We start from the raw sequence: 24039 nt of genomic DNA on the forward strand, positions 1-24039 counted from the left end.
GCCTCAGCCCAGTGCCCGGGCCAGAAACGGCGCGGTACGGCTGTGGGCACTGGCCGCCACCTGCTGCGGCGTGCCGCAGGCCACCAGCGTGCCGCCCTGGTCCCCCGCCCCCGGGCCGATGTCGATCACCCAGTCGCTCTGGGCCACCACGCGCATGTCGTGCTCCACCACGATCACCGTATGCCCGGCATCCACCAGGCGCCCCAGCTGCAGCATCAGCCGGTCGATATCCTGCGGATGCAGGCCGTTGGTGGGTTCGTCGAGCACATACAGGGTGGCCCCGCGGGCCATGCGCTGCAGTTCGGTGGCCAGCTTGATGCGCTGCGCCTCACCGCCCGACAGCTCGGTGGCCGGCTGGCCCAGGCGCAGGTAGCCCAGCCCGATTTCGTGCAGCACCGCCAGGGCACGCTGCACCGCCGGCTGCTGCTCGAACACCGCCAGCGCCTGGGTCACCGTCAGCTGCAGCACCTGGGCGATGTTCAGGCCCTGCCAGGTGACCGCCAGGGTCTGCGGGTTGTAGCGGGCGCCATGGCAGGTGGGGCACGGTGCGTAGACGCTGGGCATGAACAGCAGCTCGACGCTGACAAAGCCTTCGCCTTCGCAGGTTTCGCAACGGCCCTTGGCCACGTTGAACGAGAAGCGCCCGGCATCGAAGCCCTGCTCGCGGGCCGCATCGGTGGCGGCGAACAGTTTGCGCACGTGGTCGAACAGGCCGGTGTAGGTCGCAAGGTTCGAGCGCGGGGTACGGCCGATGGGCTTCTGGTCCACCTGCACCAGCCGGCGGATGTGCTCCAGGCCCGCCGTGACCTGGCCGCCGCTGGCCTGCGCCACGTCATCCTCCAGGCTCTGCTCCTGGGGCTCGCTGGGCGCAGTGGCCTGGCCCAGGTGCGCGCCCACCAGCTCCAGCAGCGCCTGGCTGACCAGGCTGGACTTGCCCGAGCCGGAAATCCCGGTGACGGCCGTGAAGCACCCAAGGGGGAAGGCCGCATCGAGGTTGTGCAGGTTGTTGCGCGTCACGCCCTCCAGGCGCAGCCAGCCGCCGGGTTCACGCGGGGTGCGCGGCACGGCGGCCTGGGCGCCGAACAGGTAGCTGCGGGTCTGCGAGGCCTCGACCTCGGCCAACCCGGCCGGGGGCCCGCTGTACAGCACCTGGCCGCCCTGCTCGCCCGCCGCCGGGCCCACGTCCACCAGCCAGTCGGCGCGGCGCATGGTGTCCAGGTCGTGCTCGACCACGAACACCGAATTGCCCGCGGCCTTGAGGCGCAGCAGGGCCTCGTACAGCGCCTCGCCATCGGCCGGGTGCAGGCCGGCCGAGGGTTCGTCCAGTACATAGATCACGCCGAACAGCTGCGAGTTAAGCTGGGTGGCCAGGCGCAGGCGCTGCAGCTCGCCCGAGGACAGGGTCGGCGTGCTGCGCTCCAGGGCCAGGTAACCCAGGCCCAGGTCGATCAGGGTGGCCACCCGTTCGAGCAGGTCCTGGGCGATGCGCTGCGCGGCCAGGCGTTTTTCCAGCGAGAGGTTGGGCGTGTGGCGCACGTCCGGGCCGCCGGCATGGGCGTTGTCGCCCCTGGCCGCGCGCTGCTGGCGGGCGTCACGGGTTTGCGCGTGGGTCAGCACCGCACCCTGCTCGTCGCCATGCTCGACATAGGTGGCGCTGGCCACCGGCTTGAGCACCTCGGCCAGCTGCAGCAAGGGCAACTGCGCCAGCTCGGCAATGTCCAGCCCGGCGAAGGTCACGGTCAGGGCCTCGCGCTTGAGCCGCTTGCCCGCGCACAACGGGCAGGCGCTGGCCCGCATGAACTGGCTGACGCGCTTGCGCATCAGCGCGCTCTGCGAATGGGTGAAGGTGTGCAGCACATAGCGCCGCGCGCCGCTGAAGGTGCCCTGATAGCTGGGTTCGAGCTTGCGCTTGAGGGCGTCGCGGGTCTGGGCCGGGGTCATGCCGGCATACACCGGCACAGTGGGGGTTTCCTCGGTGAACAGGATCCAGTCGCGCTGCTCCTGGGGCAGGTCGCGCCACGGAATGTCGACGTCATAGCCCAGGGTCACGAGGATGTCGCGCTGGTTCTGGCCCTGCCACGCCAGCGGCCACGAGGCCACCGCACGCTCGCGGATGGTCAGCGACGGGTCGGGCACCATCGAGGCCTCGTCCACCTCGTAGACCCGGCCCAGGCCGTGGCACTCGGGGCATGCGCCCTGGGGCGTATTGGGCGAGAAGTCCTCGGCATACAGCATCGGCTGGCCGTCCGGGTAACTGCCGGCACGCGAATAGAGCATGCGAATCAGGCTCGACAGCGTGGTCACGCTGCCCACCGAGGAGCGCGCGCTGGGGGTGCCGCGCTGCTGTTGCAGGGCCACCGCCGGCGGCAGGCCTTCGATGGCGTCCACATCCGGCACCCCGACCTGGTCGATCAGGCGTCGCGCATAGGGCGCCACCGACTCGAAATAGCGGCGCTGGGCCTCGGCATACAGGGTCGAGAACGCCAGCGACGACTTGCCCGAGCCGGACACGCCGGTGAACACCACCAGCGCATCGCGGGGGATGTCCACATCCACGTTCTTCAGGTTGTGTTCGCGCGCGCCGCGCACCTTGACCATGCCGGCCGGGCCGGCATGGGGCGTGGTGGATCGAGGTGAATTCATGGTCGGACCTTGGTCGGCGAGGGTCTGGAATTGGAGCGGCGTGCGCGGCGGATCGTTCCACCGCCGCCCTGGGGCCTCAGCTCAGCGCGGCCCGCAGACGTTGACGCAGGCGCGAGCCGAACACGTTGATCAGCAACCCCACCATCACCAGCACCCCACCCCAGCATTGCAGGGTACTCAGGCGCTCACCCAGCAGCAACGCCGAGGAGCTCAGCCCCACCACTGGCACCAGCAGCGAAAACGGTGCGACCTTGCCCGCCGGGTAGCGCGACAGCAGGCCGCTCCACAGGCTGTAGCCGAGCATGGTGGCGATGAAGGCCAGGTACGCCAGGGCCAGGATCGAGTTCAGGCCGATGCCGCGCAGCGAGCTTTCGATCAGCGCCGGCCCTTCGAGCCACCACGACAGGGCGAAGAATGGCAACGGCGGGATCAGCGCGCCCCAGATCACCAGCGCCACCAGGTCGATGTTGCCGAAGCGGCGCGTGATGATGTTGCCCATGGCCCAGCATGCGGCGGCGCACAGGGTCAGCACCAGCGCCAAAAATGGCACGTGGCTGCCGTTCTCGCTGCCGATCAGCGCCAGGCCCCCGGCGGCCACCAGCAGCCCCAGCAGGCTGGCGGCGCGCAGCCGCTCACCGAGAAACATCGCGGCAAAGAACAGCGTGAAGAAGGCCTGCGACTGCAGCACCAGCGACGCCAGGCCCGGCGGCATGCCGTTGCCCATGGCCTCGAACAGAAAGGCGAACTGGCCCAGCGAGATGGTGGTGCCGTAGGCCAGCAACCAGCGCCACGGCAGTTGCGGGCGCTTGATGAAGAAGATCGCCGGAAACAGCACCAGCACGAAGCGCAGGCCACCCAGCAGCATGGGCGGCAGGCCGTCGAGGCCGACCTTGATCACCACGAAATTCAGGCCCCAGGCGACGATCACCACCAGCGCCAGCAACAGGTCCTTTAACGGCATTCTGCCCTCACCAATTTGTAATATTTCGAAACAGCATATCCTTATTCCCGGGTTCAGTTATACCCGTCGGCGGCGCATGCCTGTGTGACCAGCAGCTGCCCGGCAGCCCACACCACAAAAAACGCCGCGCAACCTGCAGAACCGTCGTATAAATATCGGCCCGGTGCCTAACGCCCCGTCCTGCCAGAGGCCAGTATCCATGCCCCTCAAACCCTTCTGCGGTGCCAAACTCGCCCTGCTGTTCCACGACCACCTGCTCACCTACAGGCGCGACGTGAAAAGCACCATCCCCTTCCCCGGCTGCTGGGACTTTGCCGGCGGGGGGCGCGAAGGTGATGAGACCCCGGTGGAATGCGCGCTGCGCGAGCTGGACGAAGAGTTCGCCCTGCGCCTGCCCCCCGAACGCATCGAATGGCGCCGCAACTACCCCAGCCTGGCCAGACCCGGCTGGGAGTCCTGGTTTCTGGTGGGGCACATCACGCAGGGGGAAATCGATGCCATCGAATTTGGCGACGAAGGCCAGTACTGGCAGATGATGCCGATCAGCGATTACCTGAAACACGCTGAAGGTGTGTGGTATCTGCAGGATCGGCTGCGGGACTATCTGGCGCAGGCCAGTTGAACCCGTTGGGTGGCGAACCACCCGGCAGGAACGGATTGCGCCGGCGCAAGGGCCGGCGCGGCGGGTACTTACATGTGGCTGTGGTCGTGCATCGAGTGCTCGCCGTGACCGTCGGTGGCGGTCAGCGAACGCACCGGGGCGTCGACCTTGATCGACTCCTTCTGGCCCTTGGCGTCTTCGACGATCAGGGTCAGCGGCACCGTGTCGCCTTCCTTCACCTGCTTGACCAGGCCCATCAGCATCACGTGGTAGCCATTGGTGTCGAGCACCACCGGCTTGCCGGCGGGCAGGTCCAGCGCCTTGACTTCACTCATGCTCATCACATCGTTGTACATCTGCATCTGGTGCACCTGCACGGTCTTGGCCACCGGCGACTCGACGCCCACCAGCTTGCTGTCGGTGCTGGCAGTGAGGGTCATGAACGCACCGGTCGACTGCTGCTGCGGCACGCTGGCGCGCACCCAGGGCTCGCCCACGGTGGTCTGGGCAACGGCGGGCAGCGCCGCACCGAACAGGGACAGCAACGCCATCGCGCCAAGCGCGTGTTTCACGGGAGAACGCATTAACAAACCTCCATTACGGTAAGCAGGTCTTCGGTGCATTCCTTGGCATTGAGGGAATGCGAGAGGCCAAGGCGCAGCACGCCACGCGAGTCGAACACGTAGCTGGTCGAGCTGTGGGAAATGGTATAGGTGTCGCCGGCCGGCACCTTCTCGTAGAACACGCCGAATTCCTTGGCCACTGCGGCCGTCTCTTCCAGGGTACCGGACAGCGCCACGAACGAGGGATCGAAGGCCTTGACGTAGGCGTCCAGCACTTCGGGGGTGTCGCGCTCGGGGTCCAGGCTGATGAACACCACCTGCAGGAAGTCGGCGTCGCGGCCCATCAGCTTCTTGATCTGCACCGCGCGGGCCAGGGTGGTGGGGCACACCGCCGGGCATTGGGTGAAGCCGAAGAACACCATCGGCATCGAGCCCTGGAAGCTCGACAGAGTCATCACGTTGCCTTGCGGGTCCTTGAGCTTGAAGGTGCGGCCGAGGATCTTGTTGCTCAGGTCCTTGCCGTATTTGAAGTCCAGCGCGCCGGAGTTGTTGCAACCTGCCAGGGCACCGAGGCCGAGCAGGCCGAGCCCGGCGATCACCGTGCGCCGGGTCAGTAAATCGTTCATGTAACCATCCTTTTGGGAAGGTGCCGGCCCCGAGAGCGGGAGCCTTGTGCAAGGGTTTTGCGAGGCGGCATTTTGTCACGCAGGGTCGACGGGTTCCAGCGCGCAGCGCCAGATGGGTGCGGTCTGATGTCGCAGCATGGCAGTCAAGATTGTAAGGAAGATTTACCGAGCGAATAGAAATGTTATACAGTAACCATTCAATTCGCCCCCTCTGCCTGCGACCTTTCAATGACTAGCGCTACTGCCCTCCCCGCCGCCAGCAAACCGAGCCAACGCCTGCTGTCCATCGATGCCCTCAGGGGCCTGGTGATCCTGTTCATGCTGCTGGACCACGTGCGCGAAACCTTCTTCCTGCACCGCCAGGTCAGCGATCCGATGGCCATCGACAGCACCGAACCTGCGCTGTTCGTCAGCCGTACGCTGGCCCACCTGTGCGCCCCGGTGTTCGTGCTGCTGACCGGTCTGTCGGCCTGGCTGTATGGCCAGAAGCACCAGGGCCGGGGCGATGTGTCGGCCTTTCTGTTCAAGCGCGGGCTGTTTCTGGTGGTGCTGGAGTTCACCCTGGTGAACATCGCCTGGACCTTCCAGCTGCCACCCAGCGTGATCTACCTGCAGGTGATCTGGGCCATCGGCATCAGCATGATCGCCCTGGCGGCCCTGGTGTGGTTGCCGCGCCCGCTGTTGCTGGTGCTGGGCGCCGCGATCGTGGCCGGTCACAACCTGCTCGACGGCCTGCACTTTGCGCAGGGCTCTGCGCTGCACGTGCCGTGGGCGATCCTGCATGACCGCGGCTGGCTCGAGTTCTCCGACAGCCTGCGCCTGCGTACCTCGTACCCGGTGCTGCCGTGGGTCGGCGTGATCGCGCTGGGCTACGGCCTGGGCCCCTGGTTCGCCCACTCGATGCCGGCCGCCACGCGCCAGCGCCGTCTGCTGCTGGCAGGCCTGGCAACCCTGCTCGGCTTTGTCGCCCTGCGCCTGCTCAACGGCTACGGCGAGGCGCCATGGACGGTTCAGGCCGACACCGCGCACACCCTGATGAGCTTCTTCAACATCACCAAGTACCCGCCCTCGCTGCTGTTCCTGGCCCTGACCCTGGGGGCTGGCCTGCTGTTGCTGCTGGGCCTGGAGCGCGCCGGGCAGCGCCGGTGGATCAGCACCCTGGCGGTGTTCGGCGCCGCACCGATGTTCTTCTACCTGCTGCACCTGTATGTGCTGAAAGTGGCGTACCTGGCCTGCGTTGCACTCCTGGGCCTGAACCAGGGCAATTACTTCGGCTTCGATGGTATCTGGGCGGTGTGGCTGACCGCCGTGCTGCTGGCCGTGGCGCTGTTCCCGCCGGTGCGCTGGTTTGCCGCGTTCAAGGCCCGCCGTCGCGACATTGCCTGGCTCAAGTACCTCTGAGGCTGGCGGGGTTTTGTTTCCCTGCGGGCGGCGTGATCGACTACCATGCCGCCCGCCGGTTTCCACACGGAATCAATAGGGAATCCGAGACGCCACTGCATGGCGTCAAACGGAACTGCCCCCGCAACTGTAAGTGCCGAGCCTGCTCCTGAAATGCCACTGGGTGACCCCCGGGAAGGCCGGAGCCAGGTGACGACGCACCAGTCAGGAGACCTGCCGGCACAGCAACAATCACTAACCGGCGGGGTGTCCGGGGAGTACATCTGTGCCGCGAGCGCCCCGCGCGCCGAACGGCCTTGCCCTGCCCGCGCGGCAGCGCCTGTCGATGTGTTTCCAGGTTGTACACCCCTGCCCGTGTACGGTTCGAATGGAGATCGCATCATGCAGTTGCCCCGCCTTGCCACCCTGCTCGCGGGCCTGGGTCTGTCGACCCTGGCCCAGGCCGCCCCGACCCACTACCCGCTCACGCTGCAGAACTGCGGCATGCCGCTGACCTTCCAGCATGCGCCCGACCGCGCCGTGACCATCGGCCAGGCCGGCACCGAGATGTTCTACGCACTGGGCCTGGGCGACAGGCTGGTCGGCACCTCGCTGTGGTTCAACGATGTGCTGGCGCAGTACAAGGTGCAGAACGACAAGGTCGAGCGCCTGGCCGACAACGACCCCAGCTTCGAGGCGGTGATCGGCAAGCGCCCGCAACTGGTGGCGGTGCAGCTGGAGTGGATGGTCGGCCCGCAGGGCGTGGTCGGCACCCGCGAGCAGTTCCATGAGCTGAACATCCCCACCTACCTGATGCCGTCCGACTGCGAGGGCAAGGACAACCTGGTCGGCGCCGACGGCACCCGCCTGGAGCCGTTTCGCATCGACAGCATCTACAACAGCATCAGCCAGCTGGCCGAGATCTTCGACGTGCAGGCGCGTGGCGAGCGGTTGAACAGCGAGCTCAAGGCACGCCTGGCCAAGGCTGCCGCCACCGTGAAGGGCAAGGATCTGAAGGACACCAGCGCCCTGTTCTGGTTCTCCAGCGCAGACCTGGACATCGACCCGTACGTGGCCGGGCGCAAGGGTATCCCCGACTACATGCTGCAGACCCTGGGCGTGCGCAACGTGGTGCAGTCCGATGAGGAATGGCCGACCGTGGGCTGGGAAACCATCGCCAAGGCCAACCCCACCTTCCTGGTGATCGCGCGCATGGACCGTCGTCGCTTCCCGGCCGATGACTACCAGAAGAAACTCGAATTCCTGCGCAGCGACCCGGTCACGCGCAACATGGACGCGGTCAGACACAACCGCATCGTGATTCTCGATGCGCACGCCATGCAGGCCAGCACGCGCCTGTTCAGCGGCATGGAGACCCTGGCCTCGGCCATCAACGGCTTCGACCTGGCGCCATGACAGGCAGCGTTGTGCGCGGCCTGCTCGCGTGCCTGGCCCTGCTGCTGGCGATACTGGCAGGGGTGGCGATTGGCGAAACGCCGATCGCCCCCTCGGTGGTGCTGCAGGTGCTGGCCAACAAGCTATGGGCCGCCGGGCACCTGCTGGACCCGATCGATGAAGGCATCGTGTGGAACTACCGCCTGACCCGTGCGCTGGTGGCCGCCGCCTGCGGCGCGGGGCTGGCCACCTGCGGGGTGGTACTGCAGTCGCTGCTGCGCAACCCGCTGGCCGACCCGTACCTGCTCGGCATCTCGGCCGGCGCCTCCACCGGCGCGGTGCTGGTGGCGCTGCTGGGGCTGGGCGCGGGGGCGATCACGCTGTCGCTGGGCGCCTTCGTCGGGGCCATCGCGGCCTTCGCGCTGGTGGCGCTGCTGGCCCGTGCCAGCGGGCCGTCCAACAGCACGGGGCAGATCATCCTCGCCGGGATTGCCGGCTCGCAGCTGTTCAACGCGCTCACCGCCTTTCTGATCACCCGGTCGGCCAGTGCCGAGCAGGCGCGCGGCATCCTGTTCTGGCTGCTGGGCAACCTCAGTGGCGTGCGCTGGCCATCGGTGTGGCTGGCAGTGCCGGTGGCGCTGGCCGGCCTTGCGGTGTGCGTGTGGCATCGGCGGGCGCTGGACGCCTTCACCTTCGGCAGCGACTCGGCTGCCTCGCTGGGCATCCCGGTACGCCGCGTGCAGGTGCTGCTGATCAGCTGCGCGGCGCTGGTGACGGCAGTGATGGTGTCGATCGTGGGCGCCATCGGCTTTGTCGGGCTGGTGATTCCGCATGCGATGCGGCTGCTGTTCGGTACCCCCCATGCGCGCCTGCTGCCGGCCAGCGCGCTGGGTGGCGCGCTGTTCCTGATTGCCGCCGACGTGCTCTCGCGCACCCTGATCAAGGGCCAGGTGATTCCGGTGGGGGTGATCACGGCGCTGGTCGGCGCACCGGTGTTCGCATTGATACTGATTGGCCGCAGGAGCGCCCGATGAACGCTGTCACCCACCCGCTGGATGAAGCTGCACTGCGCTGCACCGGCCTGGGTTTGAAGGTGCGCGATGCCGTGCTGCTGGACGCGGTCGACCTTGAGGTGCGCCGTGGCGAGACCCTGGGTATCGTCGGCCCCAACGGCTCGGGCAAGTCCACCCTGCTCAAGCTGCTGGCCGGGCTGCGCACGCCCACCTGCGGCGAGGTGCAGCTGGGCAGCAACGCGCTCAGGCAGCTGCCACGCCGCGAGGTGGCGCGGCGGTTGGCAGTGGTCGAGCAACAGGCCGACACCAGCGATGCGATCAACGTGTTCGATGCCGTGGCCCTGGGCCGCACGCCGTGGTTGTCGGCGTTGCGCCCCTGGTCGGCAGACGATCACGCCATCGTGCAGCAGGCCCTGGCCGACGTGGATGCCACCCACCTGGCAACACGCAGCTGGCGCAGCCTCTCCGGTGGCGAGCGCCAGCGCGTGCACATCGCCCGGGCCCTGGCGCAACGCCCGCAACTGCTGTTGCTCGACGAGCCGACCAACCACCTCGACATCCAGCACCAGCTGGGCATTCTGCGCCTGGTTCAGGCGCTGCCGGTGACCACCCTGATCGCCCTGCACGACCTCAACCAGGCCCTCACCTGCGATCGCCTGGCCGTGCTCGAGCGCGGGCGCCTGGTGGATGTCGGCCCGCCGTTGCAGGTGCTGACCCCGCAACGCCTGCAGGCCACCTTCGGGGTGCAGGCGCACTACCTGACCGACCCCTTCGACGGCGCGCAGATCCTGCGCGTTCGTTCCTCTTGACCTGAAATGGATAGCCCGCCCATGCGCCTTGCCGCCTTGCCCCTGCTGCTCGCCAGCGCCCTGCTCGCCCCTTCGGTATCGGCCGAGGTGCACGAAGTGAAAATGCTCAACCGTGGTGCGACCGGCAGCATGGTGTACGAGCCGGACTACCTGCGCATCGCCCCCGGCGATTCGGTGAAGTTCATCGCCACCCAGAGCGGGCACAATGCCGCCTCGCTGCCCGGCCTGCTGCCCGAAGGCGCCGAGGCGTTCAAGGGCAGGATCAACCAGCAAATCGAGCAGACCTTCAACGTGCCGGGCCTGTACGGCATCCAGTGCATCCCGCACCTGTCGATGGGCATGGTGATGCTGATCCAGGTCGGTGAGCCCGCCGCCACGCCACCGAGCCTGCCGAGCACCTTGCCCAGGCGTGCAGCAGATCGTCTTGCCGCCCTGCTGCAACGCGAGGCCGCACAATGATCGCACTGCGCACCCGTTCGGCCCTGCTGCTGGCATTGGCCGGGCCGGCGCCCCTGGTGCTGGCCGAATCGGCCCAGGAGCAGGCCAACGGCCTGGTCGAAGACAGCACCTGGAGCCTGCTCAACCGCAGCGTGTACGACAACCGCGAATACCGCCACGGCATGCGCAACAGCGGCGCACGCAATGCCTACAAGCCCCGTGCCGAGCGCAACGGTTATGCCGAGGAATGGGCCTATGGCCTGATGGGCACGTTGCAGTCGGGCTTCACCCAGGGCCTGATCGGCGTGGGCGTGGATGCCCATGCCTACCTTGGCGTGCAACTGGACAGCGGCGGCGGACGCGCCGGCAAGGCGCGCCTGCTGGGGCTGGACAACCACGGTCACCCCAAGAACGAGTTCAGCCGCGGCGGCGCGGCGGTCAAGCTTCGGGCCTCCTCCACCGTGCTGTCGTATGGCGAACAGCGGGTCAAGACCCCGGTGTTCAGCTCGTCCGACAGCCGCCTGCTGCCCGAAACTGCCACCGGGGTATTTGTCACCAGCACCGAATTCGATGGGGTGAAACTGATAGGCGGGCACTTCACCGAGAGCACCGACCGCAACGCCAGCAGCCATGACCAGGGGTTCGTGGTGAACTACTCCAACGCAGCAAAGGGCGATGCCTTCGACCTGGCCGGGGTGGTCTACAGCGCAAGCCCGAGCCTCAGCGCCAGCCTGTACACCTCGCGCTACGAAGATACCTGGAACCAGCACTACCTGGGCGGCACCTTCAGCCATGCACTGGACGCCAATCGCTCGCTCACCTTCAACCTCAACCTGTACCGCACCACCGACACCGGCAAGGCGTTGTCCGGGCAGATCGACAACACCACCTGGAGCCTGCTCTCGACCTACGCCCAGGGCCCGCACAGCTTCAGCCTGGGCTACCAGAAAGTCGATGGCGACACACCGTTCGACTATGTGACCCGTGGCGCGATCTTCATCAGCAACGCCGTGCAATTGTCGGACTTCAACGCCCCCAACGAGCAGTCGTGGCAGGCCCGCTACGACCTGGCAATGACCCCGTGGGGCCTGCCCGGGCTGGTGCTGAGTGCGGCGTATGTGCGCGGCAGCCGCATCGATGGCAGCCACGTCGACCCGCGTGGCGGCTATGCGTACCTGGGCTACGGCGAAGGCGGCAAGCACTGGGAGCGCGACCTGGAGGCGCGCTACGTGGTGCAGGGCGGCGTGGCCAAGGGCACCACCGTGTCGCTGCGGCACAACGTGCACCGGGGCAACACTGCCCAGGCCGAGCTGGATGCCGACCAGATCCGCCTGGCGGTGGAATACCCGCTCAACGGGCGCTTCTGAGGTTCAGCCGGCGGGCAGGCGACATTGCATGTGGGTGGTCTGCCACACCGGGTCGGCTTCCACATCGATGATCTCGAAGCCATGTTTTTGCCAGAAACCAATGGCGCCTGGCAGAAACGGATGGGTGTGCAGGTACAGCACCCGCACCTGGTCCTGCAGCGCCAGCTCACGCAACGCGCGGTACAACTCACCGGCCAGCCCGCTGCGGCGATAGGCCGGCAACACGAACAGGCGCACCACTTCCACCACCTTCTGTCCACGGTAGTCGAGCTGGCGGAAGCGGTGGTCGTAAGGCAGGTAGCCGATGGCCGCGACGATCTGGCCATTGCAGCGGGCCAGCAGGAAACGCCCCGCGCCGTGCAGGTAGACCTGTTCGAACTGCTGCAGGTCTGCCGGCATCCCGGTGGCGGCGAGCTTGGGGAACAGCGCGGCGCGGGCCTGCATCACGAAGGCGACGGCAGCCTGCCTGTCGTCGGCGCCGGCCTGGTGCAGCGTGATCGGCTCAGGGCGCATAGCGCAGCGGCAGGCGGGTGGAGTACTTGATCTGCTCCATGGAGAAGCTGGAACTGATGTCGGACAGCCCCGGAATGCGGATCAACTGCTTGTACACCGCGTCGTAGGCGGCCACGTCCGGCACCACCACGCGCAGCAGGTAGTCGGTGTCGCCGGCCATGCGGTACACCTCCAGCACTTCGTCGATACCGGCCACGGCGGCATGAAAGCCGGCCAGCCAGTCGGCGTTGTGCTGGGTGGTCTTGATCGAGACGAACACCACCACGCCGACATTGAGCTTCTTGCCGTCGAGCAGGGCCACGCGGCCGCGGATGATGCCGGCCTCTTCGAGCTTCTGGATGCGCCGCCAGCAGGCGGTGGTGCCCAGGCCGATCTGCTCGGCGATATCGCCCACCGCGCGGGTGCAGTCGGTTTGCAGAAGGTCGAGTATTGCCCGGTCCAGCTTGTCCATGCAGAAGCCTTTTGGTGGGGAGAGGCGTCGGGCATTTTCCATCAGGTGGGCGGGGTGTGTCACGGGGCAGGCAGCAGTGCGGTGACGGTGGCGGCCCCTTGCAGGAGCTGGCCTTGCCAGCGAAGGGGCCGGGGAACCGTCAGACACGAAACCCCGGGCCTGTAAAAACGTTACCGCATGCAAACGCCTACAGCGTCGCCACACTGCTCACGATGCGCAGCGAAAGGCCCTCATAGCCATCCATATTGATGGTCATCTCCCCCGCTTCGCTCAGCTCGCCCTCCAGCCGTTCGTTGATCATGTCCACCACCGCGCCGGGGCTTACATCCGGCAGATGCAGGGTTTCGCTCAGTGGCTCGGCACCGAAGTTGAGTGCGGTGATCTGGATGCCCTTGCCTGCCGGCAGCTCGTGCACCATCAGCAGCAAGGCCGGGTTGGCCACCTCGGGGATCAGGATCTGCCGGCTCGCCGCAATCGCATAGGCCTGGCGCACAGCGAGCATGCGTTTCAGGCTGCTGGCAAAACTGTCGGGCTGCTGCAACTGGCTGGCCAGGCTGCCATACAGCGAACGCGCACGCGGCAGGCCTTCGGCCGAGAGCTGCGCCTCCACGTCCAGGTCGGCCAGGTCATAGGCGCCGCGATGAATCCAGCGGGTGTCGCCGTCACCCATCAGCCCCTCCACCTGCTCGGGCTCCAGCGGCAAGGCGCCGACCAGGTCCCAGCCCGACAGCGCAAACACCCCCGGCTGCATGGCGTTGTACATGGCCAGCAGCAGGTGCACCTTCTGGATCAGCGCCAGCTGCTCGGCGTCGATGCTGCCCAGGTCGCGAATGCCCAGCGCGGCGGTGATGATGCTGACCGTGGTGCACGACACGCCATTGGTCACGAACTTGAGGTTGTACGGCGCGTGCTCGCCCGCCAGGCCCTCGTACATCTCGCTGCGGATATGCTCGCGCAGGATGTTGCCGGGGAAGGTCTGGCCCTTGTACAGGTAGCTGTCGTTGGCGTGCAGGGTCCAGAAATGCACCAGCTCCAGGGTCAGTTCATCGTGGTTCTGCAGGGCATGGATCAACGAGGCGGGGTCGATCTTGAACGCATGCATCTGGTGCAGCATCAGGCGCAAAAACTCGGTGTCGCCGGTCAGCAGCGCGTGCTGGTAGGCCGGGCGCGTGACGAAGTCGTAGGACAGGTCGGCGCCGCCGTGGGACATGTTGGCGATGTCGTCCAGGGTCAGGTTCAGTTCCTGGAAGCTGAAACCGCCGGCCTTGCGGATCATGCCGCCCAGCAGCTGGTTGCCGGTGACCGACAGCGGGTGGCTCTCCGACCAGGCCGGCCCTTCGGCGCGCCGCTCCACGCCGAGAAAGCCATTGGCATCCAGACGCAGGCCACGGGCGCCGAGCACGTCGATGGCGTGCAGGGCGTCGCCTATGATCAGCTGCTGCGCGGCAAAGCTTGGGTCCAGCCAGTTCAGCGATGGCTGGCCCTCCTTGAAGTAGTGCAGGTACACCCAGCGTCGCAGCTTGCCGTCGACCCCGAGTACCGGCGGCGTGGCGCTCCAGTCGGTTTCCTTGATGCCGGGTTCGAAGAAGATCACCCGCTGCAACTGGCCAACGATGTAGTGGCGGGCCTTGAGCTCGTCGCACATGGCCGGCGTGAGGTTGGCCGCATCGCGCCCGGCCGGCACCTCGGGCAGCAGGCCCCAGTCGGCTTCGCGGATCTCGATCATGTGGTACAGCCCGGGATAGTCGCCGTAGGCCATCTCGGCCAGGCGAAAATCGGCGCCCTTGCCGGTGTGCGCCGGGATCGAGTCGTCGATGGTCACCGCGTTGTGCGCCGAGGCCACCTTGCTCAGGTGCACCAGCTCGGCCTCGCTGCCGTAGCGCGGGTCGATGTCGAAGCTGATGCGGTCGAAGTTGCCGTCCACGCTGGGGGTGAACTCGCGCTGGGTGATGCCGCCCGAGCGCTTCAACGGCCCGGTGTGCACGCCCTGGATGCCCAGCTCCGACAGCGCCTGCCACAGCTGCTCATGGGCCAGCGCCTGCAACACCGAACCGCCCTCCTCGACGATGATCGAGGCCGGGTACACCGTCAGCCACACCGAGGCGATGGCACTGGCGTCGCGGGCGCGGGCCTCGGCGTAAGGGTGCAGCCACATGCGCGCCTGCCCTGCATACAGCCGGGCGCGGTCGCGGGCGGCTTGCAGCATGGACTGGCCTTGCAGCCATTCGATGGTGTCCTGGCCTCGCTGGGTCATACGCTTGCTCCTTCGACGGGGGGCGTGGGGTCGTGCCCTCAAGGTGTGAGTGGGTTTGACTGCAATCGTTCGCATTTTTTGCTGCGACCAGCGGGCAGATGTGGCAGAGCTCCGCCGCACGGCGCGCCTACCCCGGCCCACACGCCCTCAAACCCACCCCTCCAGCCGCAACGTCGCGCGTACCAGCCGCTGCTCCTCCTCCTCGATCTCCTTGAGGTTCGCGCAGATGCCCTGGATATGCGCAATCGCCGCCTTGCGCGCCTGCTCCGGCATTCGCCCGGTCACGGCGTTGTACAGCCGCGCATGCTGGCGGTCGATCTGGCGCTTCTGCACATCGCGGTGGTACAGGTTGTTCACCGAGGCGAACACCGAGTTCAACAGCAGGTCGGTCAGCGAGCGCAGCGTCTGCACCAGCACCGGGTTGTGCGAGGCCTCGCAGATCGCCAGGTGAAACGCATGGTCCAGGTGCGCATGCTCCGAGGCCGTCAGTGGCTGCTCATGGGCCGCCAGCAACGCCTCGTAGCTGCGCCGTATGAGCACGAAGTCCGCCTCGGTGCCGCGCAGCGCCGCCAGGCGTGCCGACTCCCCTTCCAGCAGGCTGCGCACCTCGAACAGGTCGTACAGGGTGCGCGGCTGCGAACTGAACAGGTGCATCAATGCCGAGGTGCTGCCCTGCCCCGACAACTGCGCGACATATGAACCCTTGCCATGCGCAGTCTCGATGATGCCTTTGGCGCGCAGCAGCTTGAGCCCTTCGCGCAGGGCCGTGCGCGACACGCCGAGCTTTTCGGTCAGGCGCCGCTCCGACGGCAGCGCCTGGCCGACCTTGAGCACGCCATCGACGATCAGCCGCTCGATGCGCTCGCACACCACGTCTGCCACCTGCATTGAAAGCGCTTCGCCCATCGTCCCTCCAACTGGTATGACCAGACGCCATGGGTTTTATGACCCTTGGCAGATAAATACATAACTAACTGTATTTATTGAATATTCATGAAAAAGCCGGAAAAACCGCAGCAACAAACTGGTTCGACCAGTGATTTGAGCGATAGACACTAAGCCGCCGCCGGCCAATGATGCAAGTGAGCCGTGTTCCATCGAGCTTCCATAACAACAAGACAAGGGTCGTTAGCCTGCCCATGAATATTCTCTACGACGAACGCGTCGATGGTGCGCTGCACAGCGTCGACCGGGCCGAGTTCCTGCACACCCTGCAGAGCCGCCTGCCCGACCTGGATATCCTGCACGCCGCCGAAGACCTCAAGCCCTACGAGTGCGACGGCCTCTCGGCCTACCGCACCACGCCGATGCTGGTGGTGCTGCCGCGCCATCTGGAAGAGGTGCAGAGCGTGTTGCGCCTGTGCCACGAGCGCAAGGTGCCGGTGGTGGCACGTGGCGCCGGCACAGGTTTGTCCGGCGGCGCGCTGCCGCTGGAAAAGGGCGTGCTGCTGGTAATGGCGCGCTTCAACAAGATTCTTGAAATCGACCCGGCCGGGCGCTTTGCCCGCGTGCAGCCCGGCGTACGCAACCTGGCGATTTCCCAGGCTGCCGCGCCGCATGGGCTGTACTACGCACCCGACCCCTCCTCGCAGATCGCCTGCTCGATCGGCGGCAACGTCGCCGAGAACGCCGGTGGCGTGCACTGCCTCAAGTACGGCCTGACCGTGCACAACGTGCTCAAGGTCGAGATGCTCAGCGTCGAGGGCGAACGCATGACCCTGGGCAGTGATGCCCTGGACGCCCCCGGCTTCGACCTGCTGGCGCTGTTCACAGGTTCCGAGGGCATGCTCGGCATCATCACCGAAGTCACCGTCAAGCTGCTGCCCAAGCCGCAGGTGGCCAAGGTGCTGCTGGCCGCCTTCGACTCGGTGGAAAAGGCCGGCCGCGCCGTGGGCGACATCATCGCCGCCGGTATCATCCCCGGCGGCCTGGAGATGATGGACAACCTGGCGATTCGCGCCGCCGAAGACTTCATCCACGCCGGCTACCCGGTAGAGGCCGAGGCCATCCTGCTGTGTGAACTGGACGGCGTCGAGGCCGACGTGCACGACGACTGCGAGCGCGTGCGCGTACTGCTCGAACAGGCCGGTGCCACCGAAGTGCGCCTGGCCCGCGACGAAGCCGAGCGCGTGCGCTTCTGGGCCGGGCGCAAGAACGCCTTCCCCGCCGTGGGCAGGCTGTCGCCCGACTACTACTGCATGGACGGCACCATACCCCGGCGCGAACTGCCCCACGTGCTGGGGGCCATCGCCGACCTCTCGGCCGAGTACAACCTGCGCGTGGCCAACGTGTTCCATGCCGGCGACGGCAACATGCACCCGCTGATCCTGTTCGATGCCAACACCCCCGGCGAGCTGGAACGCGCCGAGGCGTTCGGCGGCAAGATCCTCGAGCTGTGCGTGAAGGTCGGCGGCAGCATCACCGGCGAGCACGGCGTGGGCCGCGAGAAGATCAACCAGATGTGCGCCCAGTTCAACAGCGACGAGCTGAGCCTGTTCCATGCGGTAAAGGCTGCGTTCGACCCGCTGGGCCTGCTCAACCCGGGCAAGAACATCCCCACCCTGCACCGCTGCGCCGAATTCGGCGCCATGCACGTGCACCACGGCCAACTGCCCTTCCCGGACCTGGAGCGCTTCTGATGAGCACCGTACTGTTCGACCCGGCCCACGGCAGCGACCGCAGCGCCGACCTGCTGGCCCGCGTGCAGCAGGCCATCGCCGAGCGCACCCCGCTGTTCATCCGCGGCGGTGCCAGCAAGACCTTCTACGGGCGCCCCGTCGACGCCCAGCCACTGGACCTCGCCGGGCACACCGGCATCGTCTCCTACGACCCCACCGAACTGGTGATCACCGCCCGTGCCGGCACGCCCCTGCGCGAGCTGCAGGCCGCGCTGGAGCGTGGCGGGCAGATGCTTGCCTGCGAAGTGCCGTGCTTTGGCGACAACGCCACGGTCGGCGGCATGCTCGCTGCAGGCCTGTCGGGCCCGCGTCGCCCATGGGCGGGTTCGGTACGCGACTTCGTACTGGGCACGCGCATGATCAGCGGCCTGGGCACGCACCTGCGCTTTGGCGGCGAGGTGATGAAGAACGTCGCCGGCTACGACCTGTCGCGCCTGCTGGCCGGCAGCCTGGGCTGCCTGGGGGTGATCACCGAAGCCTCGTTCAAGGTGCTGCCCAAGTACCGCTGCCGGGTCAGCCTGCGCCAGGCCATGCCGCTGCAGATGGCCCTGGACAAGCTCGGCGAATGGGGCCAGCAGCCGATCCCGCTGACCGCCGCCAGCCATGACGGCAGCACCCTGTACCTGCGCCTGGAAGGCAACGAGGGTTCGGTACGCGCCGCCGCCGAACGCCTGGGCGGCGATGCGCTGGATGACAGCTACTGGGACGACCTGCGCGAACAGCGCCTGGCGTTCTTCGACGACCCGCGCCCGCTGTGGCGCCTGTCGGTGCCGGCACTGACGGCGCCGCTGGCGATCGAGGGCGAGCAACTCGTCGACTGGGGCGGCGCGCAACGCTGGCTCAAGAGCGGCGCCGATGCCGACAGCATCCGCCAGCTCGCCGCCGCCGCCAACGGGCACGCCACCTGCTTCACCCCGGGCGTGGTGGACAGCCCCTTCCAGCCGCTGGCCGCACCGATCCTGCGGTTTCACCAGACGCTCAAGCGCAACCTGGACCCCCAGGGCATCTTCAACCCCGGCCGCCAGTACGCCGACGTCTGACCCAGGAGCCACCATGCAGACCAACCTGAGCGAAGCGGCCAAGCGCCTGCCCCACGCCGACGAAGCCGAACGCATCCTGCGCAGTTGCGTGCACTGCGGCTTCTGCAATGCCACCTGCCCCACCTACCAGGAACTGGGCGACGAGCTGGACGGCCCGCGCGGGCGCATCTACCTGATCAAGCAATTCCTCGAGCAGGACACCGTCAGCGAGAAGACCCAGCAGCACCTGGACCGCTGCCTGACCTGCCGCAACTGCGAAACCACCTGCCCGTCGGGGGTGGAGTACCACAAGCTGCTGGACATCGGTCGCGACGCCATCGAGGCCCGTGTACCCCGCCCGCTGGGCCAGCGCCTGCTGCGCAGCGGCCTGCGCGCCGTGGTGCCCCGCCCGGCCCTGTTCCAGGCGCTGGTGAGTACCGGCGAGCTGCTGCGCCCAGTGCTGCCCGAGGCATTCAGGACCCACCTGCCACGCAGCGTGGCACCGGCCCGGCAACGCCCCCAGGCCACCCATGCACGGCGCGTGCTGATGCTCGAAGGCTGCGTGCAGCGCAGCCTGTCGCCCAACACCAACGCCGCCACCGCGCGCGTGCTCGACCGCCTGGGCATCAGCATCACGCCGATTGCCCAGGCCGGCTGCTGCGGCGCGGTGGACTATCACCTCAACGCGCAGGACACCGGGCTTGAACGTGCGCGGCGCAATATCGACGCCTGGTGGCCAGCCGTGGAGGCCGGCGCCGAAGCCATCGTGCAGACCGCCAGCGGCTGCGGCGCCTTCGTCAAGGAATACGCCTACCTGCTGCGCGACGACCCGGCCTACGCGGCCAAGGCCGAGCGCATCAGCGCCCTGGCGCGGGACATCGTCGAAGTGATCCGCGCCGAACCGCTGGAGCGCTTCGAGGCCTGCTGCGACCAGACCCTGGCCTTCCACTGCCCGTGTACCCTGCAGCACGCACAAAAACTTGGCGGCGCAGTTGAAGCCGTACTCAAACGCCTGGGCTTCAACCTTACCGAGGTACCCGACAGCCACCTGTGCTGCGGTTCGGCCGGCACCTATTCGCTGACCCAGCCGGTGCTGTCCAGGCAACTGCGCGACAACAAGCTCGATGCGCTGGAAAGTGGCCACCCCGACGTGATCGCCACGGCCAACATCGGCTGCCAGACCCACCTCGACGGTGCCGGGCGAACCCCCGTGCGGCACTGGATCGAACTCGTTGACCAAGCCCTCAACCCAGGAGCCTGATTTCATGCAAAGCAAACCCGTAATGACCCTGAGCGACGTGCAGCAGATTCTCGCCGCCGCCCGTGCCGAGGCCCAGGCCAACCAGTGGGCCGTGAGCATTGCCGTGGTCGACGACGGCGGCCACCCGCTGGGCTTCGAGCGCCTGGACGGCTGCGCGCCGGTGAGTGCCTACATCGCCACCGAAAAGGCCCGCAGCGCGGCGCTGGGCCGACGTGAAACCAAGCTGTACGAAGACATGATCAATGGCGGGCGCACGGCGTTCCTGTCGGTGCCGGTGATCAGCGGCACGCTCGAAGGCGGCGTGCCGGTGATCGTCGACGGCCAGGTGGTCGGCGCGGTGGGTGTGTCGGGGGTCAAGTCCGAACAGGACGCCCAGGTGGCCAAGGCCGGCGTTGCCGCCGTTAAAGACTGATCAGGAGCAACCGAACATGAACGACCGTATTCAGCGTCAACGCCTGCAGGTCGCGAGCGCCCTGCAGCACTTCATCGAAACCGAGGCCCTGCCCGGCACCGGTGTGCCGGAGGCCAACTTCTGGCAAGGCTTCGACGCCCTGGTGCACGACCTGGCGCCGAAGAACCGCGCCCTGCTCGCCGAACGCGACCGCCTGCAGGCCGCGCTGGACACCTGGCACCGCGCCCACCCGGGCCCGGTGGCCGACATGCCGGCCTACCGCGCCTTCCTGAGCGAGATCGGCTACCTGGTGCCGGTGCCTGAACAGGTGGCGGTGAGCACCTCCAACGTCGACAGCGAGCTGTGCGAACAGGCCGGCCCGCAGTTGGTGGTGCCGGTGATGAACGCGCGCTATGCGCTCAACGCCGCAAACGCACGCTGGGGCTCGCTGTATGACGCGCTGTATGGCACCGATGCGATCAGCGACGCCGACGGCGCCGAGGCTGGCGAGGGCTACAACCCGCGCCGTGGCCAGAAGGTCATCGCCTTTGCACGCAAGGCCCTGGACCAGGCTGCACCGCTGGCCGGCGGCTCGCACGCCGAGGCCAAGGCCTACCGCATCGAGGACGGGCAACTGCGCGTCGAGCTCATCAGCGGCATGACCACCACACTCAAAGACCCCGCCAAGTTCGTCGGTTTCCAGGGCGATGCCGCCCAGCCGAACGCGGTGCTGCTGAAGAACAACGGCCTGCACCTGGAAATCCAGATCGACCCCACCAGCGCCATCGGCCAGACCGATGCGGCCGGGGTCAAGGACGTGCTGGTCGAAGCCGCCCTGAGCACCATCCTCGACTGCGAGGACTCGGTGGCCGCGGTGGATGCCGAAGACAAGACCCTGATCTACCGCAACCTGCTGGGCCTGATGAAAGGCGACCTGAGCGAAGCGATCAGCAAGGGCGGCAAGACCCGCGTGCGCCGCCTCAACCCGGACCGCGTCTACACCGCAGCCGATGGCGCAACACTGACCCTGCATGGCCGTTCGCTGCTGTTCGTGCGCAACGTCGGCCACCTGATGACCAACCCGGCAATTCTCGATGGCGATGGCGCCGAGATTCCCGAGGGCATCATGGACGCGGTGCTCACCGGCCTGATCGCCATCCACGACCTGCAGCGGCGCGGCAACTCGCGCAGCGGCAGCGTGTACATCGTCAAGCCGAAGATGCACGGCCCTGCCGAAGTGGCGTTTGCCGCCGAACTGTTCGGGCGTGTCGAAGACCTGCTGGCGCTGCCGCGCAACACCCTGAAGATGGGCATCATGGACGAGGAGCGGCGCACCTCGGTAAACCTCAAGGCGTGCATCGGCGCAGCGCACGAGCGGGTGGTGTTCATCAACACGGGCTTTCTCGACCGTACCGGCGACGAGATGCACAGCGCCATGGAAGCCGGCCCGATGCTGCGCAAGGGCGACATGAAGTCCACGCCGTGGATCACCGCCTACGAGCGCAACAACGTGCTGGTGGGGCTGGCCTGCGGGCTCAAGGGGCGCGCGCAGATCGGCAAGGGCATGTGGGCCATGCCCGACCTGATGGCCGACATGCTGGTGCAGAAGATCGGCCACCCCAAGGCCGGTGCCACCACCGCATGGGTGCCCTCGCCCACGGCCGCCACGCTGCATGCGCTGCACTATCACCAGGTGGACGTGCAGGGGGTGCAGAGCGAATTGCAGCGCATCGACCTGGCCGGCGAGCGTGACAGCCTGCTCAACGACCTGCTGACCATTCCGGTATCGCCGCGTCCGAACTGGAGCGATGCGGAAAAACTGCAGGAGCTGGAGAACAACTGCCAGGGCATTCTCGGTTACGTGGTGCGCTGGGTGGAGCAAGGAGTCGGGTGCTCCAAGGTGCCGGACATCCACAACGTCGGCCTGATGGAAGACCGTGCGACCTTGCGTATATCCAGCCAGCACATTGCCAACTGGCTGCTGCATGGCACGGTGAGTGAGGCCAAGGTACGCGAGGTGCTCGAACGCATGGCGGTGGTGGTCGACCGGCAGAATGCCGGGGATGCGGCATACCGCCCGATGGCGCCGGACTTCGCCACCTCGATGGCGTTCCAGGCCGCCAGCGACCTGGTGTTCAAGGGGCGTGAGCAGCCGAGCGGGTATACCGAGCCGCTGCTGCATGCGTGGCGCTTGAGGTTCAAGGCGGCGAACTGACGGGCCTCTTCGCCCGCAAGGCTGGCTCCTGCAGGAACCAGCCTTGCGGGCGAAGGCCCCGGCAACTACACGATGGGCAACCCATTGTTGACCACTTCCCGCGTATACGACGCCAGCTGCTTGGCATCCATGCTGGCCACCAGGTCGGCCTCGATGGGCCGGTGCGCCACGATACTCACATCGGTGCAGCCCAGGGCGTTGTGGCGGATCCGGCGCACCGCCGGGCTGATGGTCACGGGGATGATGCCGATGCCCATTTCCTTGGCGATGCGAAATGCACCGGTCTTGAACGGCAGCACGCCCTGCCCTGTGTTGCGCGTGCCCTCGGGGAAGATCCAGAGCGATGTCTTGCTGTCGGCCACGCGGGTGGCGATGCGCCGCAGGCTGGTGATCGACGCGCGCGGGTTGCTGCGGTCGATGAACAGGCTGCCGGTCAGCCAGTACAGCTGCCCGGCCAACGGCAGCCAGCGCAACGACTGCTTGCCCACGATCACCGTGCCTGGGCGCAGCGCCTGGGCCACGACAAATGCATCGTGGTTGCTCTGGTGGTTGGCCACATAGATGTAGGAGCGGTCGGGCGCGATGGCGTCGAAACCACCAACCTCGACGCGCACGCCAAAGATCCAGTTGATGGCCCTGTAGACCTTGCAGGCCAGGTAGAGGTTGTCCTGCTTGCGCGGGTTGAGCAACAGCACCAGGCACAGGAACGGAAACGTCACCACCACGAACAGCACGACCAACAGCCAACGCACACACGCAATCATTGCTTTACCACCTTCCCTCGACATGTTCACCCGTCACGCTGCCAGTTGCAGTGCGCGGGTCGTCTGGTCATCGATTTCGATCCAGAAGGCCAGCACCGGCTTGTCGTCAATCATCTGCGGACGCGCGATTCTTCGCGTGGTCACGCCCATGCGCTTGAGCAACCGCTCGTTACCCATTGCAGTAAAGGCAATCAGCCTGCGCGCCCCCTGGGCACGGGCCACATCGATCACCTTGCCGACCATCGCCACGGTATTCTGCCAAGCCTGTTCAGCCGACAGGTATTGGCCTTTGGGCGAACTCATGGCGAAGCGCGAGAGCTCCCATATGTCCTGCTGATAGGGGAGCGGCGCATCGCCAACCAGGTGCGGAAACACTTCTGCCAGCAGGTACGGGCGATGGGTGGGGATCAGGCGGGCACAACCGAAAATATTCTGTTGCTTGTCGCATGCCAGCACATACAGCGTATCGGGGCGGTCGAACTCATCCCACTCCTGACCCTCGGGACACTGCAATGGCCAGCCCAGCTCCCTTACAAACACCTGGTAGCGGTACTCGGCCAGTGCGCTCGCCATGGTGCGCGGAAAGTCTTTGATTGTCCCGGTTACAGCAGTGAACATGAAAACGCCCCAACTCAAAGAGCTGGGAGTACAACAAACCCTCCGGAGCCTATATAGCTGCCCGAAAGGGCAGGTTTAT

22 protein-coding genes and 1 riboswitch are annotated in these 24039 nt (G+C 66.8%); of the genes, 12 read left to right on the top strand and 10 right to left on the bottom strand.

The window, feature by feature from the left end; all coding sequences use genetic code 11:
• Positions 1-3: 3 nt before the first annotated feature.
• Complete coding sequence (locus tag LOY33_RS16280; protein ID WP_043861199.1) at positions 4-2643, bottom strand: excinuclease ABC subunit UvrA; 2640 nt, start codon at positions 2641-2643, stop codon at positions 4-6.
• A gap of 76 nt (positions 2644-2719) precedes the next feature.
• Positions 2720-3604: an EamA family transporter gene (locus LOY33_RS16285; RefSeq protein WP_054915147.1), complete on the bottom strand. Its 885-nt coding sequence runs from the start codon at positions 3602-3604 to the stop codon at positions 2720-2722.
• A gap of 199 nt (positions 3605-3803) precedes the next feature.
• Between LOY33_RS16285 and LOY33_RS16290 the strand changes: the two genes are divergently transcribed.
• Positions 3804-4226 carry an NUDIX hydrolase gene (locus LOY33_RS16290; protein WP_104572655.1) on the top strand — a complete coding sequence of 141 codons (423 nt, stop codon included), beginning with the start codon at positions 3804-3806 and terminating at the stop codon, positions 4224-4226.
• Positions 4227-4294: 68 nt separating this feature from the next.
• On the opposite strand, the gene LOY33_RS16295 is transcribed toward LOY33_RS16290, so the two are convergent.
• Positions 4295-4789, bottom strand: a complete 495-nt coding sequence (locus tag LOY33_RS16295; protein WP_258659396.1) for a copper chaperone PCu(A)C — start codon at positions 4787-4789, stop codon at positions 4295-4297.
• Complete coding sequence (locus LOY33_RS16300) at positions 4789-5394, bottom strand: SCO family protein (protein WP_058541261.1); 606 nt, start codon at positions 5392-5394, stop codon at positions 4789-4791. Before LOY33_RS16300 ends, LOY33_RS16295 begins: the two co-directional genes overlap by 1 nt.
• 228 nt (positions 5395-5622) lie before the next feature.
• Here LOY33_RS16300 and LOY33_RS16305 point away from each other — a divergent pair, with 228 nt between their 5' ends.
• The 6 genes from LOY33_RS16305 to LOY33_RS16330 all read left to right on the top strand — a co-directional run bounded on the left by LOY33_RS16305 (position 5623) and on the right by LOY33_RS16330 (position 11796).
• Positions 5623-6795, top strand: coding sequence for a DUF1624 domain-containing protein (locus LOY33_RS16305; protein WP_054915149.1), 1173 nt, complete (start codon positions 5623-5625; stop codon positions 6793-6795).
• Between the two features lie 39 nt (positions 6796-6834).
• Positions 6835-7031, top strand: a riboswitch (cobalamin riboswitch).
• A 145-nt stretch (positions 7032-7176) separates the two neighbouring features.
• Positions 7177-8190 (top strand): ABC transporter substrate-binding protein, encoded by a 1014-nt coding sequence (locus LOY33_RS16310; RefSeq protein ID WP_258659397.1) that lies wholly within the window; start codon positions 7177-7179, stop codon positions 8188-8190.
• Complete coding sequence (locus LOY33_RS16315; RefSeq protein WP_043861192.1) at positions 8187-9203, top strand: iron ABC transporter permease; 1017 nt, start codon at positions 8187-8189, stop codon at positions 9201-9203. Before LOY33_RS16310 ends, LOY33_RS16315 begins: the two co-directional genes overlap by 4 nt.
• Entirely contained in the window at positions 9200-9991 is a 792-nt protein-coding gene (locus LOY33_RS16320) for an ABC transporter ATP-binding protein (protein ID WP_210015331.1), read from the top strand. The genes LOY33_RS16315 and LOY33_RS16320 overlap by 4 nt, the downstream gene beginning before the upstream one ends.
• Before the next feature lie 21 nt (positions 9992-10012).
• Complete coding sequence (locus LOY33_RS16325) at positions 10013-10450, top strand: pseudoazurin (protein ID WP_058541265.1); 438 nt, start codon at positions 10013-10015, stop codon at positions 10448-10450.
• Entirely contained in the window at positions 10447-11796 is a 1350-nt protein-coding gene (locus tag LOY33_RS16330; RefSeq protein WP_258659398.1) for an OprD family porin, read from the top strand. Before LOY33_RS16325 ends, LOY33_RS16330 begins: the two co-directional genes overlap by 4 nt.
• 3 nt (positions 11797-11799) lie before the next feature.
• Here LOY33_RS16330 and LOY33_RS16335 read toward each other — a convergent pair whose 3' ends face one another.
• The 4 genes from LOY33_RS16335 to glcC form a co-directional block, all read right to left on the bottom strand.
• The gene (locus tag LOY33_RS16335) at positions 11800-12309 is read right to left on the bottom strand and encodes a GNAT family N-acetyltransferase (RefSeq protein WP_258659399.1); all 510 of its coding nucleotides are present in this window, start codon (positions 12307-12309) and stop codon (positions 11800-11802) included.
• The gene (locus LOY33_RS16340) at positions 12299-12760 is read right to left on the bottom strand and encodes an Lrp/AsnC family transcriptional regulator (RefSeq protein WP_043861187.1); all 462 of its coding nucleotides are present in this window, start codon (positions 12758-12760) and stop codon (positions 12299-12301) included. Before LOY33_RS16340 ends, LOY33_RS16335 begins: the two co-directional genes overlap by 11 nt.
• 187 nt (positions 12761-12947) lie before the next feature.
• Complete coding sequence (treS, locus tag LOY33_RS16345; RefSeq protein WP_258659400.1) at positions 12948-15014, bottom strand: maltose alpha-D-glucosyltransferase; 2067 nt, start codon at positions 15012-15014, stop codon at positions 12948-12950.
• Positions 15015-15161: 147 nt separating this feature from the next.
• Positions 15162-15920, bottom strand: coding sequence for a transcriptional regulator GlcC (glcC, locus tag LOY33_RS16350; protein ID WP_043861171.1), 759 nt, complete (start codon positions 15918-15920; stop codon positions 15162-15164).
• Between the two features lie 233 nt (positions 15921-16153).
• On the opposite strand from glcC, the gene glcD reads away from it, so the two are divergent.
• Genes glcD through LOY33_RS16375 form a run of 5 tightly spaced genes read left to right on the top strand, consistent with a single transcriptional unit; the run spans position 16154 to position 22578 of the window.
• Positions 16154-17653 (top strand): glycolate oxidase subunit GlcD, encoded by a 1500-nt coding sequence (glcD, locus tag LOY33_RS16355; protein ID WP_043861170.1) that lies wholly within the window; start codon positions 16154-16156, stop codon positions 17651-17653.
• Positions 17653-18732 carry a glycolate oxidase subunit GlcE gene (gene glcE / locus LOY33_RS16360; protein ID WP_258659401.1) on the top strand — a complete coding sequence of 360 codons (1080 nt, stop codon included), beginning with the start codon at positions 17653-17655 and terminating at the stop codon, positions 18730-18732. Before glcD ends, glcE begins: the two co-directional genes overlap by 1 nt.
• Positions 18733-18745: 13 nt before the next feature.
• A complete protein-coding gene (gene glcF, locus LOY33_RS16365) occupies positions 18746-19972 on the top strand; it encodes a glycolate oxidase subunit GlcF (protein WP_043861168.1) in 1227 nt (408 codons plus the stop codon).
• 4 nt (positions 19973-19976) lie between these two features.
• The gene (locus LOY33_RS16370; protein WP_043861167.1) at positions 19977-20384 is read left to right on the top strand and encodes a heme-binding protein; all 408 of its coding nucleotides are present in this window, start codon (positions 19977-19979) and stop codon (positions 20382-20384) included.
• Positions 20385-20400: 16 nt separating this feature from the next.
• Positions 20401-22578 (top strand): malate synthase G, encoded by a 2178-nt coding sequence (locus LOY33_RS16375; RefSeq protein ID WP_116054914.1) that lies wholly within the window; start codon positions 20401-20403, stop codon positions 22576-22578.
• Between the two features lie 65 nt (positions 22579-22643).
• On the opposite strand, the gene LOY33_RS16380 is transcribed toward LOY33_RS16375, so the two are convergent.
• Positions 22644-23330 carry a 1-acyl-sn-glycerol-3-phosphate acyltransferase gene (locus tag LOY33_RS16380; protein ID WP_210015277.1) on the bottom strand — a complete coding sequence of 229 codons (687 nt, stop codon included), beginning with the start codon at positions 23328-23330 and terminating at the stop codon, positions 22644-22646.
• Between the two features lie 45 nt (positions 23331-23375).
• Positions 23376-23960: an acyl-homoserine-lactone synthase gene (locus LOY33_RS16385; RefSeq protein WP_043861164.1), complete on the bottom strand. Its 585-nt coding sequence runs from the start codon at positions 23958-23960 to the stop codon at positions 23376-23378.
• Positions 23961-24039: the final 79 nt, after the last annotated feature.

The sequence above is a fragment of the Pseudomonas sp. B21-036 genome, assembly GCF_024748925.1.
In the GTDB taxonomy this organism is placed as follows: domain Bacteria; phylum Pseudomonadota; class Gammaproteobacteria; order Pseudomonadales; family Pseudomonadaceae; genus Aquipseudomonas; species Aquipseudomonas palmensis.

Bases quoted from the DNA above. Each gene is read 5' to 3' on its own strand.
- LOY33_RS16280 (WP_043861199.1), bottom strand. From the start codon at position 2,643: ATGAATTCACCTCGATCCACCACGCCCCATGCCGGCCCGGCCGGCATG.
- LOY33_RS16285 (WP_054915147.1), bottom strand. From the start codon at position 3,604: ATGCCGTTAAAGGACCTGTTGCTGGCGCTGGTGGTGATCGTCGCCTGG.
- LOY33_RS16290 (WP_104572655.1), top strand. From the start codon at position 3,804: ATGCCCCTCAAACCCTTCTGCGGTGCCAAACTCGCCCTGCTGTTCCAC.
- LOY33_RS16295 (WP_258659396.1), bottom strand. From the start codon at position 4,789: ATGCGTTCTCCCGTGAAACACGCGCTTGGCGCGATGGCGTTGCTGTCC.
- LOY33_RS16300 (WP_058541261.1), bottom strand. From the start codon at position 5,394: ATGAACGATTTACTGACCCGGCGCACGGTGATCGCCGGGCTCGGCCTG.
- LOY33_RS16305 (WP_054915149.1), top strand. From the start codon at position 5,623: ATGACTAGCGCTACTGCCCTCCCCGCCGCCAGCAAACCGAGCCAACGC.
- LOY33_RS16310 (WP_258659397.1), top strand. From the start codon at position 7,177: ATGCAGTTGCCCCGCCTTGCCACCCTGCTCGCGGGCCTGGGTCTGTCG.
- LOY33_RS16315 (WP_043861192.1), top strand. From the start codon at position 8,187: ATGACAGGCAGCGTTGTGCGCGGCCTGCTCGCGTGCCTGGCCCTGCTG.
- LOY33_RS16320 (WP_210015331.1), top strand. From the start codon at position 9,200: ATGAACGCTGTCACCCACCCGCTGGATGAAGCTGCACTGCGCTGCACC.
- LOY33_RS16325 (WP_058541265.1), top strand. From the start codon at position 10,013: ATGCGCCTTGCCGCCTTGCCCCTGCTGCTCGCCAGCGCCCTGCTCGCC.
- LOY33_RS16330 (WP_258659398.1), top strand. From the start codon at position 10,447: ATGATCGCACTGCGCACCCGTTCGGCCCTGCTGCTGGCATTGGCCGGG.
- LOY33_RS16335 (WP_258659399.1), bottom strand. From the start codon at position 12,309: ATGCGCCCTGAGCCGATCACGCTGCACCAGGCCGGCGCCGACGACAGG.
- LOY33_RS16340 (WP_043861187.1), bottom strand. From the start codon at position 12,760: ATGGACAAGCTGGACCGGGCAATACTCGACCTTCTGCAAACCGACTGC.
- treS (WP_258659400.1), bottom strand. From the start codon at position 15,014: ATGACCCAGCGAGGCCAGGACACCATCGAATGGCTGCAAGGCCAGTCC.
- glcC (WP_043861171.1), bottom strand. From the start codon at position 15,920: ATGGGCGAAGCGCTTTCAATGCAGGTGGCAGACGTGGTGTGCGAGCGC.
- glcD (WP_043861170.1), top strand. From the start codon at position 16,154: ATGAATATTCTCTACGACGAACGCGTCGATGGTGCGCTGCACAGCGTC.
- glcE (WP_258659401.1), top strand. From the start codon at position 17,653: ATGAGCACCGTACTGTTCGACCCGGCCCACGGCAGCGACCGCAGCGCC.
- glcF (WP_043861168.1), top strand. From the start codon at position 18,746: ATGCAGACCAACCTGAGCGAAGCGGCCAAGCGCCTGCCCCACGCCGAC.
- LOY33_RS16370 (WP_043861167.1), top strand. From the start codon at position 19,977: ATGCAAAGCAAACCCGTAATGACCCTGAGCGACGTGCAGCAGATTCTC.
- LOY33_RS16375 (WP_116054914.1), top strand. From the start codon at position 20,401: ATGAACGACCGTATTCAGCGTCAACGCCTGCAGGTCGCGAGCGCCCTG.
- LOY33_RS16385 (WP_043861164.1), bottom strand. From the start codon at position 23,960: ATGTTCACTGCTGTAACCGGGACAATCAAAGACTTTCCGCGCACCATG.